General features: G+C 69.2%; 20 protein-coding genes and 1 pseudogene. 5 read left to right on the forward strand and 16 right to left on the reverse strand.

The annotated features are described in order from the left end of the window. Positions 1–233, reverse strand: a 233-nt coding sequence (locus tag BN10_RS17070; protein WP_040750523.1) for a hypothetical protein, incomplete at its 3' end; no start/stop codon positions are given. Between the two features lie 37 nt (positions 234–270). Then, positions 271–918 (reverse strand): RNA polymerase sigma factor SigE, encoded by a 648-nt coding sequence (gene sigE / locus BN10_RS00890; RefSeq protein WP_010849245.1) that lies wholly within the window; start codon positions 916–918, stop codon positions 271–273. A 149-nt stretch (positions 919–1067) separates the two neighbouring features. Here sigE and BN10_RS00895 point away from each other — a divergent pair, with 149 nt between their 5' ends. Next, positions 1068–1703, forward strand: coding sequence for an O-methyltransferase (locus BN10_RS00895; RefSeq protein WP_010849246.1), 636 nt, complete (start codon positions 1068–1070; stop codon positions 1701–1703). A gap of 9 nt (positions 1704–1712) precedes the next feature. On the opposite strand, the gene BN10_RS00900 is transcribed toward BN10_RS00895, so the two are convergent. From BN10_RS00900 to dapE, 7 genes are all read right to left on the reverse strand, one after another. Next, positions 1713–2087, reverse strand: coding sequence for a hypothetical protein (locus BN10_RS00900; RefSeq protein ID WP_010849247.1), 375 nt, complete (start codon positions 2085–2087; stop codon positions 1713–1715). Continuing rightward, positions 2084–3616 carry a leucyl aminopeptidase family protein gene (locus BN10_RS00905; RefSeq protein ID WP_010849248.1) on the reverse strand — a complete coding sequence of 511 codons (1533 nt, stop codon included), beginning with the start codon at positions 3614–3616 and terminating at the stop codon, positions 2084–2086. The genes BN10_RS00900 and BN10_RS00905 overlap by 4 nt, the downstream gene beginning before the upstream one ends. A gap of 161 nt (positions 3617–3777) precedes the next feature. Further along, on the reverse strand, positions 3778–3951 hold the full coding sequence (locus BN10_RS16030; protein WP_084310851.1) for a DUF3117 domain-containing protein: 174 nt from the start codon (positions 3949–3951) through the stop codon (positions 3778–3780). Positions 3952–4062: 111 nt separating this feature from the next. After that, positions 4063–5343 (reverse strand): hypothetical protein, encoded by a 1281-nt coding sequence (locus tag BN10_RS00910; RefSeq protein ID WP_010849250.1) that lies wholly within the window; start codon positions 5341–5343, stop codon positions 4063–4065. After that, positions 5343–7589, reverse strand: coding sequence for a DivIVA domain-containing protein (locus BN10_RS00915; RefSeq protein WP_010849251.1), 2247 nt, complete (start codon positions 7587–7589; stop codon positions 5343–5345). Before BN10_RS00915 ends, BN10_RS00910 begins: the two co-directional genes overlap by 1 nt. Beyond that, entirely contained in the window at positions 7586–8404 is an 819-nt protein-coding gene (locus BN10_RS00920; RefSeq protein WP_010849252.1) for an LOG family protein, read from the reverse strand. Before BN10_RS00920 ends, BN10_RS00915 begins: the two co-directional genes overlap by 4 nt. Further along, on the reverse strand, positions 8401–9507 hold the full coding sequence (gene dapE / locus BN10_RS00925) for a succinyl-diaminopimelate desuccinylase (RefSeq protein ID WP_010849253.1): 1107 nt from the start codon (positions 9505–9507) through the stop codon (positions 8401–8403). Before dapE ends, BN10_RS00920 begins: the two co-directional genes overlap by 4 nt. Positions 9508–9565: 58 nt before the next feature. On the opposite strand from dapE, the gene dapD reads away from it, so the two are divergent. Together dapD and BN10_RS00935 are read left to right on the forward strand one after the other, a co-directional pair. Further along, positions 9566–10495, forward strand: a complete 930-nt coding sequence (gene dapD, locus BN10_RS00930; protein WP_010849254.1) for a 2,3,4,5-tetrahydropyridine-2,6-dicarboxylate N-succinyltransferase — start codon at positions 9566–9568, stop codon at positions 10493–10495. Positions 10496–10505: 10 nt separating this feature from the next. Further along, positions 10506–11390: a hypothetical protein gene (locus BN10_RS00935; RefSeq protein ID WP_010849255.1), complete on the forward strand. Its 885-nt coding sequence runs from the start codon at positions 10506–10508 to the stop codon at positions 11388–11390. A 135-nt stretch (positions 11391–11525) separates the two neighbouring features. Here BN10_RS00935 and BN10_RS00940 read toward each other — a convergent pair whose 3' ends face one another. The 4 genes and pseudogenes from BN10_RS00940 to fdxA all read right to left on the reverse strand — a co-directional run bounded on the left by BN10_RS00940 (position 11526) and on the right by fdxA (position 14662). Further along, on the reverse strand, positions 11526–12812 hold the full coding sequence (locus tag BN10_RS00940) for a citrate synthase (RefSeq protein WP_010849256.1): 1287 nt from the start codon (positions 12810–12812) through the stop codon (positions 11526–11528). A gap of 149 nt (positions 12813–12961) precedes the next feature. Then, a pseudogene (locus BN10_RS16570) lies at positions 12962–13127 on the reverse strand (cbb3-type cytochrome c oxidase subunit I); the annotation flags it as partial. A gap of 42 nt (positions 13128–13169) precedes the next feature. After that, positions 13170–14324 carry a succinyldiaminopimelate transaminase gene (dapC, locus tag BN10_RS00950; RefSeq protein ID WP_010849258.1) on the reverse strand — a complete coding sequence of 385 codons (1155 nt, stop codon included), beginning with the start codon at positions 14322–14324 and terminating at the stop codon, positions 13170–13172. Between the two features lie 11 nt (positions 14325–14335). After that, the gene (gene fdxA, locus BN10_RS00955; RefSeq protein WP_040752142.1) at positions 14336–14662 is read right to left on the reverse strand and encodes a ferredoxin; all 327 of its coding nucleotides are present in this window, start codon (positions 14660–14662) and stop codon (positions 14336–14338) included. Positions 14663–14683: 21 nt separating this feature from the next. On the opposite strand from fdxA, the gene BN10_RS00960 reads away from it, so the two are divergent. Both BN10_RS00960 and BN10_RS00965 read left to right on the forward strand, forming a co-directional pair. Then, the gene (locus tag BN10_RS00960) at positions 14684–15811 is read left to right on the forward strand and encodes a GNAT family N-acetyltransferase (RefSeq protein ID WP_040750532.1); all 1128 of its coding nucleotides are present in this window, start codon (positions 14684–14686) and stop codon (positions 15809–15811) included. Further along, positions 15808–16497: a class I SAM-dependent methyltransferase gene (locus BN10_RS00965; protein ID WP_010849261.1), complete on the forward strand. Its 690-nt coding sequence runs from the start codon at positions 15808–15810 to the stop codon at positions 16495–16497. Before BN10_RS00960 ends, BN10_RS00965 begins: the two co-directional genes overlap by 4 nt. A 7-nt stretch (positions 16498–16504) precedes the next feature. Here BN10_RS00965 and BN10_RS00970 read toward each other — a convergent pair whose 3' ends face one another. The 3 genes from BN10_RS00970 to BN10_RS00980 are packed head-to-tail and all read right to left on the reverse strand — an operon-like array spanning position 16505 to position 19486. Beyond that, positions 16505–17500: a prenyltransferase/squalene oxidase repeat-containing protein gene (locus tag BN10_RS00970; RefSeq protein ID WP_010849262.1), complete on the reverse strand. Its 996-nt coding sequence runs from the start codon at positions 17498–17500 to the stop codon at positions 16505–16507. Between the two features lie 2 nt (positions 17501–17502). Next, the gene (locus BN10_RS00975) at positions 17503–18216 is read right to left on the reverse strand and encodes a class I SAM-dependent methyltransferase (protein WP_010849263.1); all 714 of its coding nucleotides are present in this window, start codon (positions 18214–18216) and stop codon (positions 17503–17505) included. Between the two features lie 19 nt (positions 18217–18235). Beyond that, the gene (locus BN10_RS00980; protein WP_010849264.1) at positions 18236–19486 is read right to left on the reverse strand and encodes a glycosyltransferase family 4 protein; all 1251 of its coding nucleotides are present in this window, start codon (positions 19484–19486) and stop codon (positions 18236–18238) included. Between the last annotated feature and the right edge of the window lie 71 nt (positions 19487–19557).

Here is a 19557-nt window from a genome sequence, read left to right on the forward strand (position 1 = left end):
CCCGCCGCGGCGGGATGGGTGGGGGACGGCAGGTCCGGAGCGGACGCGCCGGCCTCCGCGGGGGTGGCCCAGGGGTCCCATCGCTTCACCGGTGCCGGCGGGGTCGGAGCCTCCGCCCAGGTGGGCTCGTGCGGCCCCTCGTGCTCTCGCGGCACCTGGGGCGCCGACTCGAGCTCGATCTCCTGGGTGCGGTCGAGACGGACTTCGCCGGTCGCGTCGCGTTCGTCGCTCATGGGTGTCGATTGTCCCTGTCGTCGGGGGTGGAGGAGCTCAGACCAGTCCGGCCGCGGGCCGCAGGGACGGCCGACGCTTCGGGGTGGTTCGGGTCACCTGGGCGGGGGCGCGGTGGGCCAAGGCCTCACGCAGCTGGGCCCGGCCGCGGTGGATCCGGGACCGCACCGTGCCGAGCTTGATGTCCAGGACGTCGGCCACCTCTTCGTAGGACAGTCCCTCGATGTCGCAGAGGACGACGGCGGCACGGAACTGAGGCGGCAGGGCATCGAGTGCCTTCTGCACGTCGTCACCCAGGTGGTTCTGCTCGAAGGCCTGCTCAGGGGTCGCGCTGCGGCTGGTCAGGCGCGCAGCCGCCTCGTCGGAGAGCGCGTCGAAACGGATCCGCTGCTTGCGGCGCATCTTGTCGAGAAAGACATTGGTCGTGATCCGGTGCAGCCAGCCCTCGAAGGTGCCGGGGGTGTAGGTGCCCAGCGAACGGAAAACCCGGATGAAGACGTCATGCGTGAGGTCCTCGGCGTCGTGCACATTGCCGGTGAGGCGGTAGGCCAAGCGGTAGACCCGTGGCGTGTGCTCGCGGACGATCTCGTCCCAGCTCGGCGGCGTCCACTCCGGCACGGAGGCGTTGGCGGTGAGTGCCTGCTCCTGCGTGGTGACGGGCGGTGTGGTCGTGGTGCTCATCGTCATTGTCCTTCGTGACACGGTGAACCATTGAGACGCGATTTCAGCCTCGATTGTTCCCAGCGAGGCTGGATGTTGCCTGTGAGAGAAGTGCGAACGTCATCGCGATTCGGCCACGATTCCCCGCGACCACGAAACGACTAGGGTTCAACCCCATGAGCACCCTGAAGCCCGCGAGCTGGACCTACGCCGAGGAGTTCGTCGCCGAGCCGGAGGCTGCGGACGCCGCCCGCCGCCGCGGCATCGAGTTCGGGTCGGCGACCCCGGTCGGCACGGGCGCCGGCGCCCTGCTGCGGGTTCTCGCCGCGTCCGTCGGCGCCAGGCACGTCATGGAGATCGGGTCCGGGGCCGGCACCTCGGGCATCTGGCTGCTCGGCGGCATGCCCGAGGACGGCGTGCTCACGACGATCGACATCGACCCGGAGCACGCCAGCGCCGCCAAGGCCTCGTATGCCGCGGCCGGTGTCGCCCCCCAGCGCACCCGGGTCATCACCGGCCGCGCGGCCGAGGTGCTGCCCCGGATGAGTGATGGCGCCTACGACCTGGTGCTCATCGATGCGGACAAGGGCGCCTACCCCGTGTACGTCGAGCACGCCGTGCGGCTGCTGCGCTCCGGCGGAGTCCTGGCCCTGGACAACATGCTGTGGCACGACAAGGTCGCCGATCCGGCAGCGCGCGACGAGGCCACGACCGTGCTGCGCGACCTGGGGAAGACCCTGCGCGACGACGAGCGACTGATCAGCGCCCTCGTGCCGGTCAGTGACGGACTCTTCGTCGCAGTCAGGCGCTGAGCGAAAGACTCAGACCAGCGGGTCGAGGCCGGGCCCGGCCCCGCGCCGGAAGCCCGCAGGGCCCTCGGCGATCGCGACGACCTCGTAGTCCTCGATGCTCACCGGCGAGGACCCGATCAGGCGACTGCCCGGCGAGTCGGCGGCGCCCTCCTCGAACTGGCGCTTGAACACTGACCGCTCATGCTCGGAGTCGAAGACATAGGTGCCCTCGAACCAATCGCCCTCCTTCATGCGCCAGACCTTGAAGGCCAGGCCGTCGAGGAACATGAAGCGGGCGATCGAGGTGCCGACCACATACTCACGCAGGGAGTCCGCGACATTGTCGGGGGCGTCCTTGAGGGACCAGCGCACGGCCAGGCCGTAGCCGGCGTTCATGGCGTTCATCGAAGTCCTTCCAGCCACCGCAGCAGCAGACGGGTGCCGAAGCCGGTGGCCCCCTTGGCGAGGATGCCGGCGTCGACGTCGGAGCGGCCCGGTCCGGCGATGTCGAGGTGCGCCCATGGCGTGCTCCCCACGAACTCCCGCAGGAAGAGCGCCGCCATGATCGATCCGCCACCGTGTGCCGACGAGAACTGCTTCACGTCGGCGACGTCCGAGTCCAATGCTCGACGGTATGCCGCGGTCAGCGGCATCGGCCACAGCGTCTCACCCACCGTCACCGAGGCGTCGACGAGCGCATCACGCAGGGTGTCGTCGGTGGCGTAGACCGGGGCCATGGCCCGCGCCAGCGCCACGCGGGCCGCCCCCGTGAGAGTGGCGATGTCGACGATGACGTCGGGGCGCAACACCTTGTCGGCATAGGCGAGGGCGTCGGCCAGCACGATGCGGCCCTCGGCGTCGGTGTTGCCGATCTCGACCGTCGTGCCGCCGTAGTGCGTGACGACATCGCTGGGTCGGTATGCCGCGCCGCTCACGGCGTTCTCGGCGAGCGCGAGCAGGCCGGTCACCTTCACGGCGACCCCCGCGTCCCGACACGCAGCGAGGACGGCCAGTACTGCTGCCGAGCCCATCATGTCCGTCTTCATTGCGAGCATGCCCTCGGCCGGTTTGACGTTGAGGCCACCGCTGTCGAAGGTGATCCCCTTGCCGACGAGCACCACGTGTGGCGTGCGACCAGCAGCCCGCGGGGGCTCGTAGTCGAGTTGGACCAGTCGCGGCGGCGTCGCCGAGCCCCCACCGACCGCCAGCAGCCCGCCGAAGCCCTCCTTGGCCAGGTCACGCTCCGTCCAGACCTTGACGGCCAGCCCTTGGCGCTGGCCGAGGGTGCGGGCCTGGGCGGCCATCCACGCCGGGTTCTTGATGTTGCTCGGCGTGATCCCGAGTTGGCGGGCCAGCAGTGCCGCTCTGGGTCGCGTGACGGCCGACGCGACCACGGCCCCCGCCTCGGTCAGCGACGGATCGGCCACGATGGTGACCTGCCGGGCCGCCACCGTCGGACTGGTCGGCCCGTCCCCGGTCCACTTCGGCGAGGTCCAGGCTCCCAGCACGGCACCCTCCACGAGCGCTGCCAGGGCATCGACGTCCGAGACGTCGGTTGCGTCGATGACGACCTCGTCACCTCCTCGGGTGGCGCGACCGATCTCGGCGCCGGCGGCGCGCAGGTCCTCGGGCGCCCCTGACCCCTGGCCCACGAGATGGACCATGCGCGCGGCATACCGGCCCGGCGGCAGGGGCAGGGGGGTGCGTTTGCCGGGCTCTGCTGACGGCTCGTGCGCCGAGGCCACCTCGTGGGCGTCCAGGCCGAGGTCATCGAGCACGTCGAGGCCGGTCGCGGGCTCCCCGGGGCCGACGAGCAGCACCAGATGCGCCCCGCCGCGCGCGGCGGCCAGGGTGTCGACGGGCGACCGGTCGGACACGCTCCACTCGGAGACGTTGGGGGTCAGCAGGTCACAGGCGCGTGGCTTCGCGGGCACCCCTCGACCCTAGTCTCCCGGCGATGTTCGCAGATGCCGCGGTTGTTCCGGCCTCCACCGCGTGGGGCCGCAGGCGCTGGACGTCGGACCTCCGGCGCCGGACGTGCCAAGGCCCCGACCGGCATACCGATCGGGGCCTTGGCGGGTGCGACGGGGTCAGGTCACTGGAGTCCGGCGCAGTTCTCGATCGCGCCGCCGAGCGCCTTGACCTCTTCGGCATTCATCTCGATGACGATGCGACCGCCACCGTCCGCCGGCATGCGCAGCACGAAGCAGCGGCCCTCCTTGACGACCTCGAGAGGACCCTCGCCCGTCCTGGGCTTCATTGCCGCCATGGGATTTCCCTTCGTCAACGATCCCCCCGGGGACAACGGACCGACCTGGACCATACGGGGACCTGTTGCCCCCATTATCCCGTGCCGGTCGCGGTGGGCGAAATCGTCGGCTCACGGAGGGCGAGAACCCCACGGCGTGTAGGTGAGCAGGCTCGAGGACCACCACAGCATGCCGATGGGGAGGAGCAGGACGACGATGCCCACTCGTCGCCGCCAATGAGGCACCACCTGCGAGCCGTTGCTCGTCCGCATCGCGACACTCGCCGCGAGCGCGGCGAGCGGGAAGTCGAGGAGCAGGAAGCGCCACATGCTGGTGATCGGCCGCACCACGGCGAAGAGATAGATCGGATACGCGATCGCCCACGCCCGGACCTCGACGGGAATCCACCGACCGTGCCGGCCGGCGATGAGGCTGATGTAGGTCGCGACGAGTCCCACGATGACGATGACCCCGAGAACCCCCTTGGAGTCCCACGCCCATTGCAACCACAGCGTGAAGGGGCCGGCGCTCGGCTGCATGCCCCAGGCCGCCTGGACCTCGAAGAACGCCGAGGGTATGCCGCTCACCCACCCGGCGACCAGGGGCCACGCCACTCCGGACAGCCCGGTCATGACCAGCATGACGACCGCCGCCACACGTGCTCCCCGAAGGGGGTCGAGCCCGGCCCGCCGATCCTCGCGCCACCTCACCACCAGGTGGACCAGGGCGGCCAGTCCGAGGGCCGGAGCCACGCCCCGGGTGAAACCGAGCGGCACCGAGAGCAGGGCGACGAGTAGGTAGCGCCGCCGCAGCAGGGCCCACAAGGACGCAGCGATGAGGACCATCGCCAAGGCCTCGGTGTAGGGCTTGAGCATGACGGGCGTTGCCGGGTAGAAGGACCACAGACACGCGGCGACGAGGGCGAGTCGAGCACGCTGGGGCTGGGGGTCGGCGTGCGTGCCCTGGTGCAGCGTGGCCCAGATCAGCACGGCAGCCAACGTGCTGAGCACGACATTGAGGACGAGGGCGCCGGCGATGAAAGGGACGCCGATCGCGTCGAGCCCGCGCATGAGCAAGGGGAAGAGCGGATAGAACGCCCACGCGCTGTACGTGAACCGACCGGTCTGAGGATCGAGGGGAAGGGGCACGGGATACCCGTGTCGGGCAATGTGTTCGTACCACTTCGAGTCCCACAAGGGGAGCAGATCGACCGCCGTGGGATCCAGGGTGTCGACTCCCGCGGGGTTCTGGAAGCCCCTCGCGGCGACCTCGAGAACCAGCCAGGCCACGATGCGGGAGACGAGGTGCACCAGGATCACCGTGCGCACCGGATGGGCGAGGGCCACTTGGGCCAGGCGGTGTCGCCCGGCACCGGTCAAGGGGTTGGCCCGCGCCCCTGACGAGACACCCATCAGCGCAGGCCCCTGACGTCCCAGAGGAGGACGTCGTCGACCGCTGTCGGCTCGCCCAGCACACTGGCCACCGACGGCTGCAGGATCGCGCGATCGTCACGCGGGGGGAGGACAACGACATCGACCTGCCACACCGCGAGGTCATCTCGGAAGTGGCTGACCTGCTCCGAAGTCGCCTGTCGTGCCACTTCGTGCTGGACGATTTCGGCCAGCCACTGCGAGAAGCCGCGCCGAGGTGCCCCACGCATCCCGGTGCCGCTGCCACTGCCATCGGGCCCGAGGAAGTAGCCCTCGACGAGCGGGAACCTCCACCCCGCGGTCGCCTGCCAGTCGACGGCCCGCATGTCGATGATGTCCGGAGGTGGCACCGCGAAGACGGACCCATCGTCGACGTACTTCTCCCAACTGCCCGACGTGAAGAACACCGGCACGGGTGGACGCTGGTCCACCCACAACCGGGTCGGCACGACCGGAGCCAGAGCGACGGCGACGGCCGTGACCGTCACCACGAGGTGCAGCTGCGGGTGGAGCGAGCGGCCGGCGACGGCATACGCACGGCGTGGTGTGAGCGCGCGGTCGAGCGCGACGACCAACAGCACGGCGAACCCGGGGACCGCGATGAGGGTGAACCGGGTGGCCAGGAGGGAGTCGAAGAGTGGCAGCCTCGAGACGAGCGGCCACAACGGCGGGAGCGGAACCGACTGGTGGTCAAGGGTGATCTCCGACCCCAGCGAGAGCCACGAGGTGACCAGGACCAGCAGCGCCGCGGCACGCACGACGACCGACCGCCACAGCACTGCGGTCGCGCCGATCGCGAAGAGCCACAACGGGATTCCGAAGAAGGCGTTCTCCTCGGTGCGGTTCATCGACAGGCCGGCAGAGACCCACGGGTCGGACCCCCAGGTGCGCGTCGCCCGGCCCCAGAGGGCGGCCAGGTCGTTGTTGGCGATCGGGTTCCACATCGAGGTGTAGCTCTGCGGCCCTGCGAACTGCCACCACAGCGGGAAGCCGAAGAGGACCACGGTCGTGGCCACACCGACGAGCACCCCGGGCAGCATCCGCACGACGTCGAGACGTCCGTGGAAAGTTCCGACAATGCCGACGATCGCAATGCCGACGGCGGCGAGGAGCAGGACCTCCTCCCCCATCCACAACTGCCAGGTGACGAGCAGCCCCAGGACGATGCCGGCCCGCATGGTCGCCCGGCGGCTTCGGCCCGGTCGTTGGAGGTCGAGCAGGCGGTCGATGATGACCGGCACGAGGAACTGGGCGAGGAAATTGGGATGCCCGTTGCCGTGCGACACCATCGCCGGTGAGAAACCCACCAGGGCCCCACCGACGACAGCGGCCGCGCGGTGGACGTGCAGGCGTCGGACGAAGAGGGCATACCAGCAGGACGCCGTCGCGGCGAAACCGAGCCACTCGACGAGGGCGAAGGTCAGGTGCGGACCGGCGAGCAGCGTCAGCGGCGCGAGGGGGACGGACAGCCCGAGAACGCTGGCGTTGGCGAGCAGGTTGACGCCGGCCGGGAAGTTCTGCAGGTCCGAGATCAGCGGGTTGGAGGCCGTCGCCAAGGCGTGGGCGGCCGCCCCGAAGTACCACTCGAAGGCCTGCTGATCCTGCACTCCCTGCGAAAGGTAGCCGCCCCGAAGATCCCCGAAGAGCCTGCTCAACAGCCAGAAGGCCACCAGGCCGTAGCCGATGACGACGAGCAGGTCGAGTCGTCGCCACGGTGCCGGGGGACGGTATGCCGGGCGCTCGGGCCGCGCCCCCGGCAGCGCCCCGGAGTCAGCCGGGTCTGCCGGGTCTGCCGGGTCTGTCGGGTTTGTCGGTCCTGTCGGGTCCGCCGCCACCAGCGCGCCCGAGGACACCGCGGGAGCTTGGTTCGCCGCTGGCGCGGCGGCGTCCTGCGTCGCGACGGCCGAGAGGACCTCGTCGACCTGGTCCATCCGATAGCCCCGCAGAACGACCTCCAGCGCAGGCGTGCCCGGGCGATCCTCGCCGGCCGCCCAAGCGTCACGCACCGCGTCGAGGTGCCGGTCCACCGCCAGCGGGTCGTAGCCGCGCAGTGCCGTGGCGAAGCGGATGGTGTCGAGGTCCGACGGTTGCGGGTGCTCGGGCAGTCCGGTCGCCGGTGTCGACCCGACCGCGTTCGGGAGCGCATCAAGGCTCACCTGCTGCCGGAGCGCGGCGCGCGACACCACCCCGATGGCGATGACCACGAGGGCCGAGACGACCCAGATCACCGCAGTTCGCCGACCTCCGGGCCGGCGTGAGTCGTGGGCTCCTCGCGCTGTGAGCCACGGTCGGCACGCACGATCGTTCGCACAGCGACATCGACGTCATCCGTCATCGTCACCAGGTCGAGGTCGGCCGGTGAGATGGTGCCGTGTTCCAGGGCGCTCGAGCGCAACCAGTCGAGCAGGCCTCCCCAGTAGTCGGTGCCGACGAGCACGATCGGGAAGGAGGTGACCTTCTTGGTCTGCACCAGGGTGATGGCCTCGAAGAGTTCATCGAGGGTGCCGAAACCTCCGGGCAGGACGATGAAGCCGCAGGCGTACTTGACGAACATGGTCTTGCGGGCAAAGAAGTAGCGGAAGTTGACCCCGAGGTCGACGTATTCGTTGAGGCCCTGCTCGAAGGGCACTTCGATGCCCAACCCGACCGAGGTGCCACCGGCGGCCACTGCCCCCTTGTTCGCGGCCTCCATGGCGCCGGGCCCACCGCCGGTGATCACGGCATACCCTGCCTCGACGAGTGACGCGCCCACTCGCACCCCGAGGGCATAGGTCGGGTGATCAGGCTTGGTGCGTGCGGACCCGAAGACGCTGACCGCCGGCCCGATCTCCGCAAGCGCGCCGAAGCCCTCGACGAACTCGGCCTGAATGCGAAGTACCCGCCACGGGTCGGTGTGCACCCAATCAGCGCCACCGTGACTGTCGAGAAGGCGCTGGTCAGTGGTCGACCCCGGAACCTGACCTCTCCGAAGCGTGACCGGACCCTTGTGATAATCGCGCTCGCGATCCCACGCCGAAGCGCTGCTGCCCCCCTTGGCGCTCACGCGCCCTCCCTGGTCAGCCACCGCGTCATGGCCGCCTCGGCTGCGCGCAACTGCTCCACCGGACACTGCTCGTCATCCATGTGGGCCAGGTTGGGGTCGCCGGGCCCGTAGTTGACGGCAGGGATACCCATGGCCGAAAAGCGCGCCACATCGGTCCAGCCCTGCTTACCCGTGACCTCGACACCGAGGGCGGCGACGAACGCCTGCGCCGCCGGGAGCCCCAGACCGGGAAGTGCGCCCCCCGCGTTGTCGACGATGCGCACGTCGAAGCCGTCGAAGACGGTGCGCACATGAGCGTCCGCCTCGCTGGGTGACAGGTCGGGGGCGTAGCGGTAGTTGACGGTGACGACGCACCGGTCCGGGATGACGTTGCCGGCGATGCCGCCCGAGATGAGGACGGCGTTGAGGGCCTCGATGTAGTCGAGGCCGTCGATGACGGCCGTCCTGGGCTGGTATGACGCGAGGCGGCGCAGGATCTCGCCGGCGTCGTGGATCGCGTTGTGTCCCTTCCACGGTCGCGCACTGTGGCTGGCGATGCCCTTCGTGGTGATCTCGGCGCGCAGGGTGCCCTTGCACCCGCCTTCGACGAGTCCGTCGGTCGGCTCGAGGAGGACCGCGAAGGCGGCGTCGTCGATCAGGTCCGGGCGCTGCTGCTGGACGTGGAGGAGACCGTTGAACTCGCTGTCGATCTCCTCTCCCTCGTAGAAGACGAAGGTGAGGTCGACGATCGGCTCCCGGACCTCCTGCGCGACACGCAACTGGGTGGCGACGCCACCCTTCATGTCGACAGTGCCCCGACCCCACAACACGTCGACGCCGCCGGCATCCATCCGCCGCGTGGGCAGGTTGGCCGGATCGGTGGTCAGGGGAACGGTGTCGATGTGTCCGGCGAGAACGACCCGCTCGGCGCGGCCGAGGTCGGTGCGCGCGACGAGGGTGTTGCCGATCCGGGTGACCGTCAGGTGGTTCAGCTCGGCCAGTGCAGCCTCGATCGCGTCGGCGATCGCCGCTTCACCCTTGCTCACCGATTCGATGTCGCAGAGAGCGGCTGTGAGGGTGACCACGTCGTCGGTGAGGTCAAGAGCTGAGTCGGCGCGCGGCATACGGTCACTCTATGGGGAGGTTCGGGCCACGAAAGGTTCGGGCCGTACCCTTGCCGCCATGACTTCGCGCGCGGCCTGGAGCCATGGACTGGCCACCATCACGACCAGCGGGACCGTGCTCGACACCTGGTTCCCGGAGCCTCACCTGGGTGACATGCCCGAGGGTGCCGTTGCACCGGAGGCGCTGACTGCTCTCGTGGGGTCCGACGACGTGCGTCAGGTGCGGCGCGACGTCGTGCTCGCGCAGATCGACCTCGACTCGCCGCCGACCGACGCCATCGACGCCTACCTGCGCCTGCACCTGCTCTCACACCGTCTGGCCGAGCCCAACTCGATCAACCTCGATGGACTCTTCGGTGTGCTGACCAACGTCGTCTGGACCACCCAAGGACCGTGTGCGGTCGAGGGTTTCGAGCTGACACGGGCCGCCCTGCGCAGTCGGGGACCGGTGCAGGTGCTCAGCGTCGACAAGTTCCCCCGCATGGTGGATTACGTCGTGCCCTCCGGCGTGCGGATCGCCGATGCCGACCGGGTGCGCCTGGGGGCCCACCTCGCGTCGGGGACGACGGTCATGCACGAGGGCTTCGTGAACTACAACGCCGGGACCTTGGGAAGCTCGATGGTCGAGGGCCGTATCAGCCAGGGCGTCGTCGTCGGCAACGGCTCGGACATCGGGGGTGGGGCATCGACGATGGGCACCCTCTCCGGGGGTGGCAGCGAGCGGGTGCGCATCGGCGAACGCTGCCTGCTCGGGGCGGAGTCCGGGCTGGGCATCGCCCTCGGTGACGACTGCGTCGTCGAGGCCGGCCTCTATGTCACCGCCGGGACCAAGGTGACGCTGCCGGACGGGACGGTGACCAAGGCACGCGACCTCTCGGGGCAGTCCAACCTGCTCTTCCTCCGGGACTCGGTGACTGGGGCCGTCCTGGCCCGGCCGCGCGACGGCCACGGGATCGTGCTCAACTCCGCCCTGCACAGCAACGACTGACATCTCGTCGATGACCCGAACCGGAGGAGGAGCGCTCACGCTCTCGGAGGACGATCGTGGTCCCGGCGCACGTCGGATCGGCCGGCTCGTGGCGCTCCTGCTCGTCGTTGCCCTCGGGGTCGGTGGCTGGGTGGGTGTGCGTCGGGCGATCGACTCCTTCACACCGGCGCAGTGTGAGGTGCGGGCGTCCGGTCAGTCCTTCACCTGGGCCCCCGACCAAGCCAGCAACACCGCCGTGATCACGGCCATCGCGATTCGTCGCGGCCTACCGCCGCGCGCGGCGACGATCGCCATCGCGACGGCCATCCAGGAGTCCAAGGTCCGCAACATCACCTATGGCGATCGAGACTCGGTCGGTCTGTTCCAACAGCGCCCGTCGCAGGGGTGGGGCACGGTCGAGCAGATCATGAACCCCGAGTACTCCTCCAACGCCTTCTATGACGCCCTCATCAAGGTCCCGGACTGGCAGAACGCCGATATCGCGCACGCCGCCCAGGAGGTGCAACGCAGCGCCGACGGCACGGCATACGCCCAACACGAGGGCAAGGCCCGCGTCACGGCGTCGGTCCTGGCCGGCTACTCCCCCGCCGGGATCGGTTGCCGCCTCGAGGCGCCGACAACGGCCGGCAGCGCATCCGCCGTCGCCGACCTGATCAGCCAGGACCACGGGCTCACGGCCCGGGTGGAGGGTGACACCGTGGTCCTCGACGCGCAGACCTCCGAGCAGGCCTGGGCCGTCGGCGCCTGGGGTGTGGCCCGCGCGATCGACACCGGGGTCGTGCGGGTGAGCGTCGGTGACCAGCAGTGGTCAAGGTCCCGCTCCAGCAGTGCACTGACCTGGCATTCGGCGGATTCCACGGGGCTGTCGACCCGCGTCGTCATCGCCCTGCGCTGACCGCCCTGGCGTCACCGGAGGCTGCGTCCGGGCCAGACCCACCTTCCGCGTGACGCAGAAGTTGGCAAGCCGACCGGCTATTTCCGTCCCCAAACCCAACGTCCGCGTGACGCAGAAGTTGGGTTTGGGCGGGGGTCAGCGGTCGGACAAGGCGACGTAGTCGCGCTCGGTCTCGCCGATGTAGACCTGCCGCGGGCGGCCGATCTTGGTGGCCGGGTCCTCGATCATCTCGCGCCACTGGGCGATCCAGCCCGGGAGGCGGCCGAGGGCAAAGAGCACGGTGAACATCCGGGTCGGGAAGCCCATCGACTTGTAGATCAGGCCGGTGTAGAAGTCGACATTCGGGTAGAGCTTGCGCTCGACGAAGTAGTCGTCGGCCAACGCGATCTCCTCGAGACGCATGGCGATGTCGAGCAACTCGTCGTTGCCGCCCATCCTGTCGAGGAGTTCGTGGGCGGTCTTCTTGATGATCGCCGCGCGCGGGTCGTAGTTCTTGTAGACCCGGTGACCGAAGCCCATGAGACGGACGCCGTCCTCCTTGTTCTTGACCTTGGCCATGAAGGTGTCGACGTCGTAGTCCGCGCTGTTGATGCGTTCGAGCATCTCCAGGACGGCCTGGTTGGCGCCGCCGTGGAGTGGGCCGAAGAGGGCATTGATCCCCGCGGACACCGAGGCGAAGAGGTTGGCGTGCGAGGAACCGACCAAGCGAACGGTCGAGGTCGAGCAGTTCTGCTCGTGGTCGGCGTGCAGGATGAGGAGCAGGTCGAGCGCCTTGACCATCTCTGGGTCGAGGTCGTAGGTCGTGGCCGGCACCCCGAAGGTCATCCGGAGGAAGTTCTCGGCGAGCGAGAGGTTGTTGTCCGGGTAGAGGAAGGGCTGACCGACCGACTTCTTGTAGGCGTATGCCGCGATCGTCGGGAGCTTGGCCAGCAGCCGGATCGTCGAGATCTCGACCTGCTCCTTGTCGAAGGGGTCGAGGCTGTCCTGGTAGAAGGTGGACAGCGCGGAGACGGCCGACGACAGGACCGGCATCGGGTGGGCATCACGGGGAAATCCCTGGAAGAAGCCCTTGAGGTCCTCGTGCAGCATCGTGTGCTGGCGGATCCGCTCGGTGAATTCAGCGAGTTCGCTCGCGCTCGGCAGGTGCCCGTAGATCAGCAGGTACGAGGTCTCGATGAAGGTCGATTGCTCGGCCAGCTGCTCGATCGGGTAGCCGCGGTAACGCAGGATCCCGGCGTCACCGTCGATGTAGGTGATCGCGCTGGTGCAACTCGCGGTGTTGGTGAAGCCGGCATCGAGGGTGACGTTGCCGGTCTCCTTGAGCAGGGCAGAGATGTCGTAGCCACCGTTGCCCTCGGTGGCAGGGGTGAACTTGAGGTCCAGTTCCTTGCCGGCGGCGATGAGCTTGGCGTTGTCAGTCATGGCGCGGTCCTCCACGGGTCACGTTCAGAACAGGGGGCCGACGCGGTCGGCGGCGGCGCCTCTCGGTCCTGACCCTACCGTCGGCGCGCAGCCATCGTGTCCCCCGGTTCAGCGTGCGGTCGTTCCTTCGCGCTCACCGGTATGCCGCGGTGCGCCCAGACCGCCGCCGACAGGGCCGCGATGCCCACCGTCGAGAAGACCATGGTCTTGTATCCGAAAAGCGGCTGGCGACTGAAGCAGGGGATGACCTCGGAGATGATCCCGAAGAAGGGCAACGCGATTGATGTAGACCTCGGGGTCGCCGAAGAACCAGACGACCGATCGCCCCACACCCGTTGGTGTGAAAATTGTGCGGGATCAGGCCGGTGACGCGGCCAACCGGGTGACCGCCGCTGCGATCCGCTCGTCGGTGCCGGTCAGCGCGACCCGCACGTGCTGTGCCCCGGCCGCGCCGTAGAACGCACCCGGCGCGACGAGAATGCCGAGGTCGGCGAGCCTCCCGACCGTCGTCCACGAGTCCTCCCCCGCGCTCGACCACAGGTAGAGCCCGGCCTGCGAGTCGTCGACCCGCAGGCCCCACGCCTCGACGGCAGGTTTCAACAGGGCCCGGCGCGCGGCATACCGGTCCTTGATGGCGGCGACGTGCGCATCCTCGGAGAGCCCGGCGACCAGCGCCCGCTGCACCGGCCAGGGGACCATGAAGCCCGCGTGCTTGCGCACCTCGAGGATGCTCTTGACGAGCGCGGGATCACCCGCGACGAAGGCGGCGCGATAACCGGCGAGATTCGACTGCTTGGACAGGGAGTAGCAGACGAGGAGCCCCTCGTGCGAGCCATCGGTCACGCGAGGGTCGAGCAACGAGGGGGTCGTCGGCGGTTCGGCCGCCCAGTCCGCGATGGAGCCGTCACGCCGGTCGCGCCAGTCGAGCTCGGCGTAGCACTCGTCCGAGGCGACGATCACACCGTGCTGACGGGCCCACTGGACGACCTTGCGAAGGTGCTCGACCCCCAGCACCTTGCCAGTCGGATTGCCAGGAGTATTGAGCCACAACAGCTTCGGCGTCGTGGAGGGGGTCAGCGGCCCGAGCGCGGTGAGCGCGTCAACCGGCAACGGAGTGGCCCCCGCAAGTCGAGCACCCACGTCATAGGTCGGATAGGCGACCCGCGGGAATCCGACGATGTCGCCCGGCCCGAGGTCGAGCAGGGTCGGCAACCAGGCGACGAGCTCCTTCGAGCCGATCGTCGGGATGACACCGGCCGGATCGAGCCCGGGCACGCCGCGCCGTCGCGCAAACCAGTACGCGACCGCGTCACGCAGGTCGGGGGTCCCGTAGGTCTGCGGATAGCCCGGGGCGTCCGCGGCCTCGCGAAGTGCCTCCTGCAGGACAGCGGGAGTCGAGTCGACCGGCGTACCGATCGACAGGTCCACGATGCCTCCCGGAACGGCACTCGCCCGCTCCCGATACGGAGCGAGCGAGTCCCACGGGAAGTCGGGGAGGGTGCGACGCGGCATACCTGCCGGACTCACTCCTCGTGCTGCTGGGGCGGGAGAGCAGCGATGATCGGGTGGTCCTTGTTGATCATCCCCATCTTCGCGGCGCCACCGGGGCTGCCGAGGTCGTCGAAGAACTCGACATTGGCCTTGTAGTAGTCCGCCCACTGCTCGGGGACGTCGTCCTCGTAGTAGATCGCCTCGACCGGGCAGACCGGCTCACACGCACCGCAGTCGACGCACTCGTCGGGGTGGATGTAGAGGCTGCGCTCGCCCTCATAGATGCAGTCGACGGGACACTCCTCGATGCAGGCCTTGTCCTTGAGGTCCACACACGGCTGAGCGATCACGTACGTCATGGCCCACATACTATGCGCCGCATGAAGGCTGACGTGGGCAAGGTCCACCCCGGCGACCGCGTCGTCGTGCGTCACCGGCTCGGCACTCCCGACGACTTCGGCCACACCCTCACCGATGTCGTGGGTGAGTTCGTCGGTCAGGACGACGGTGAGATCACCGTGGCCACGAGAAAGGGAACCGTGGCCGTGCCTCTCGCCGACGTCGTCGTGGTCAAGGTCGTGCCGCCGCGCCCGGTCCGGCGTGGAGCCGCTCACCGCGCCCTGTCGGTCGACGGCATGCAGGAGGTCATGCTCGGCGCGTGGGGCGCCACGGAGCGTGAGTGGCTGGGCCGCTGGCAGTTGCGCGCGGGCGGCGGCTACACGATGCGGGCCAACTCGGTCGCCGTGCTCGGCTCCCCCGGGTTGCCCCTCGCGAACGCCGTGGACCACGCCCTCGACTGGTATGCCGCGCGCAGCCTCCCGCTCAACGTGACCCTCGCCGGGCCGGTCGACTTCGCGGTCGACGATGACCCGCTCGGGGTGGAGTTGCTGTCCAGAGGGGCCCGGGTCGCCGAGCGCTGCCTCACCATGACCGCCGACAGCGCACGCGTCCTGGCGGCGCTGAAGGTTCCGGTCGGGCGGCAAACGAAACCGACCGCGCAGCCTGGCCTGCTCGGCGAGCCGACAAGCGCGGGAAACACTGGTGCTTTGCCGCCCGCGGGGGACACCGGGGAGATCGAGGTGGTCGAATCGGTCGACGATGAGTGGCTGGCGGCACACCGCGGCTATCGACAGTCCGACCGGGCCACGGCGGGCGCAACCGACGGGGACATGTGGTTCGACCTGGCTCGCACCATCCTCATGGGTTCTCCCGCGCAACGCTTCGCGCGCATGCGTGCAACCGGCAGCGGGGACATCGTGGCGCTGGGCCGGGCGGGCATCACGCCCGGCTGGGTCGGGCTGGGCTCGATCTGGGTGGCCCCCGATCGGCGCCGCGAGGGTCTGGGCGCATCGGTGACTCGGGCCCTGCTGGAGTCTGCTCTGGACGTCGGTGCTCGGTCCTCGCACCTGCAGGTCCTGTCCCACAACGGGGCGGCGCGCGCGATGTACGACGCCATCGGCTTCGAACCCCACCACGACTACGTCAACGTCATCCTGGAGCAGCCATGACCGCAGCGGACCCGCCGACGGAGCCCCGCGGCATACCGCAGACGACGGACGACCTCCTCGAGTTCGCCCGCTCCACAAGGGGTTTCATGCCAGAGGACGAGGGGGACCTCCTCTTCGTCGTCGCGCGCGACGCGCTTCGCAAGGGCCCTGGCCTCGAGATCGGCACGTGGTGCGGCAAGTCCGCCGTCATCCTCGGTGCCGCCGCCCGCGAGGCCGGATCAGTGGTGTTCACCGTCGACCACCACCGTGGATCGGAGGAGAACCAGGCCGGCTGGGAGTGGCATGATCCGACTCTCGTCGACCCCGAGTTCGACCTCATCGACACCCTTCCCTTCTTTCGCAAGACGATCGCCCGCGCCGGGCTCGAGGAGGAGGTCGTCGGCGTCGTGGGCCGTGCGCCCACCGTGGCGCGACACTGGCGCACACCGCTGGCCTTCCTCTTCATCGACGGCGGCCACACCGACGAGCACGTGACCAACGACTTCGAGGGCTTCGCCCGGTGGGTCGAGCATGGCGGCATCCTCGTCATCCACGACGTCTTCGAACGTCCGCAGGACGGTGGCCAGCCACCGTGGCGGGTCTATCGCCGGGCGATCGTGGGCGGTGAGTGGGAACTGGTCACCCATCGCGGCTCGATGCGCGTCCTGCGCCGGGTCCGCGGTGAGGCCGGTGACCCGATGCGCTGAGGCCGGATCACGCGAGACGGAAGATCGCGGCCCCTGCCGAATGATCGGTGACGGCGTCGAGGGCGAGCAGCATCGCCGCCGCCGTCCAGGTCGAGCGTTCGACCGGCCAACGCACTCCCTCGGTGTGCACGAAACCGGTCCAGTAGGCACCGTCGCGGTCACGCAGGTGCTGCATGGCGCGCACCTGCTCCAGGGCCGCGTCGCGGTGGCCGATGGCATCGAGCGCCAGGGCCAGCTCACACGTCTCGGCACCCGTCACCCAGGCGTGGTCAGCCACACACTTGATGCCCAGGTCGGGCACCACGAAGTCATCCCACCGCTTCTGCAGCCGGTCCCGCGCCGCATCGCCGCGCAATGCCCCTCCGAGGACTGGGTAGTACCAGTCCATCGAGTACCTCTGGTTGTCGAGAAACAGAGCCTCGTCGTCGCGCACCGCCGCAGCAAGGCGCTGGCGCACTCCGCGCCACTCACTCGTGTCGACCCCGAGCAGGTCACCGAGCAGCACGCCGCAGTCGAGCGAGTGCACGATGCTCGACGATCCGGCGAGAAGCGCTGTGTCCCAGAGCTTTCCGTCGACGGCCTCATTCCAGGCAATACCGCCCCACTCCAACTGGCGGGCCGCGACCCAGTCGAGTGCGCGCACCACGGTGGGCCACATTCGCTCGACGAAGGCACGCTCCCCTCGCACCAGCCAGTGGTGCCAGACACCGACGGCGACATAGGCGACCTGGTTGCTGTCGGCGCTGCCGTCCTGCACCACACCGCGCGTCGAGCGCATCGGCCAGGTGCCGTCGGGCCGCTGGGACACCCGCAACCAGTCGTAGGCCGCATCTGCCGCCTCGGCCTGATCGAAGGCGGTCAGCGCCATTGCCGCCTCGACATGGTTCCACGCATCGACGTGCCGCCGCCGCTCCCAGCCGACCGCACCGTCCTGCTCCTGGCAGCTCGCCAGCCAGGCGGCCGTCCGCCGAGCGTCGGAGAAGGAGGGGAGGCCCAGGCTCATGCTCAGGCCGGCTTGTGGCAGTAGACGACGACCGACTTTGCCACGACGGGGTTGAGCAGGCGGTCGGCGGTGCGGGTCAGCGCGGGTGCTTTCATGATGTCCCACACCAGAACTCGGTGGTATGCCGTGACGAGGGGATGGGTGTCGTTGTCCACTCCCACGGCGCACTTGAGCCACCAGTAGGGCGAATGCAGGGCATGCGCGAAGGAGCGCCCGTCGACGACGAACCCGACGTGCTCGAGCCTGCCCCTCAGCTCGCTCTCCTTGTAGATCCGCACGTGCCCGCCCTCGACCTCGTGGTACGCGTCCGAGAGGGCCCAGTTGACCTTCTCCGCGAACCACCGTGGCACCGTCACGGCCAGCACCCCACCCGGCTTGAGGACCCGGAAGAGTTCCTCCATCGCCGTCCGGTCGTCCGGGATGTGCTCGAGGATCTCCGCCGCGATGATCCGGTCGAACTCACCGTCGTCGAAAGGCAGCGCCAAGGCGTCGCCCTCGACGGTCGCGGCGCTCGACCCCGTCGGCACCTGGCCCTCGGCAGCCATGGCCTCGAACATGACGGCCACCTCGGCAAGGTCGGACGTGTTCTGGTCCAGCGCAACGACATCGGCACCGCGACGGTAGAGCTCGAAGGCGTGGCGGCCGGCGCCGCAGCCCATGTCGAGCACACGCTCGCCGGGCAGCACGCCGAAGCGGTCGAAGTCGACGGTCAACATCGGGGCAGGGTCCTTCGGGTCAGTCGGTGGTCGCCGTGGTGCGGGATTCGTGGACGACGTGCTCATAGATGCGGGCCGTGGCGCGTGCAACGGTCTCCCAGGAGAACTCCGAACGCGCCCGGGCCCTCGCCGCAGCGCCCATGCGGGCCCGCCGATCCGGGTCGTCGAGCAGCGCCCGCAGGGCCGCCGTCAGCGCCTCGGCGTCTCCGGCCGGCACGATGTCCGCACAGACACCGGGCGCGCCGACCACTTCAGGGATCGCTCCCCCGTTCGAGACGACCAACGGTGTGCCACAGGCCATGGCCTCGAGAGTCGGAAGCGAGAATCCCTCGTAGAGCGAGGGGACGCAGACGATCTCGGCCGACCCCATGGTCGCCGCGAGGTCCTCGACGGACAGCCCGTTGACGACGTGCACGATGTCGCCGATCCCGAGCCGCTCGACGAGCCGCTCGGTCACCCCACCGGGGGTGGGACGAGTGACGAGGGTGAGGGTGACGTCCCGGTCGGTGCGCAGTTTGGCCAGGGACTCCAACAGGGTCGAGATCCCCTTGAGTGGCGAGTCCGCCGACGCCATGGCGACGATCCGACCGGGAACCCGTTCCCCGGCATACTCGGTGAAGACCTCGGGCTGGACGCCCAGGGGGACCACGTCGATCCGCCCGGGGTCCACCCCGAACTCCCGGGCGATGTCGATCGCCGAGCTCTGTGAGACGGTCACGATGTGCCGCAGGCGCCGCGCGACCCGACCCTGCATCCGCAGGAAGCCGTACCACCGTCGCAACGAGAGTTTCTTGCGCCAGGTCGGGGCGGCGGCCAGGTCGAGTTTGCGGTCCATCGTGATCGGGTGGTGGATGCTCGTCACGAGCGGCAATCCGAGGTCCTGCAGTTCGAGGATGCCATGGGCGAGCGTCTGGTTGTCGTGGATGACATCGAAGGTGCGCAACGCGTCGAGGTGGTCACGCACCAGGCGCATCCCGAAGGTCCAGGGCTCGGGGAAACCTGCGGTGCACATGGTCGCGAACTCGACGACGTCCACCCGATCGCGGAACTCGCGCAGGTGCGGCACGCGGAAGGGGTCGGGCTCGCGATAGAGATCCAGGCTCGGCACCTCGACCAGATCCACGCCGGGGTCGAGTTCCGGATAGGGCTGCCCGGAGAAGACCGTCACCTCATGGCCCAAGGCCACGAGTTCGCGGGAGAGATGTCGCAGGTAGATCCCCTGCCCACCGCAATGGGGCTTGGATCGATAGGACAGCAACGCGACACGCACGACGCAAGCCTAAGCAGGTGGTGACGGGGCGCAGATCCGGCGGACGGTGAGACCCGTCACGCCGACGACGG

The sequence above is a fragment of the Phycicoccus elongatus Lp2 genome (assembly GCF_000367525.1).
Lineage (GTDB): Bacteria > Actinomycetota > Actinomycetes > Actinomycetales > Dermatophilaceae > Phycicoccus_A > Phycicoccus_A elongatus.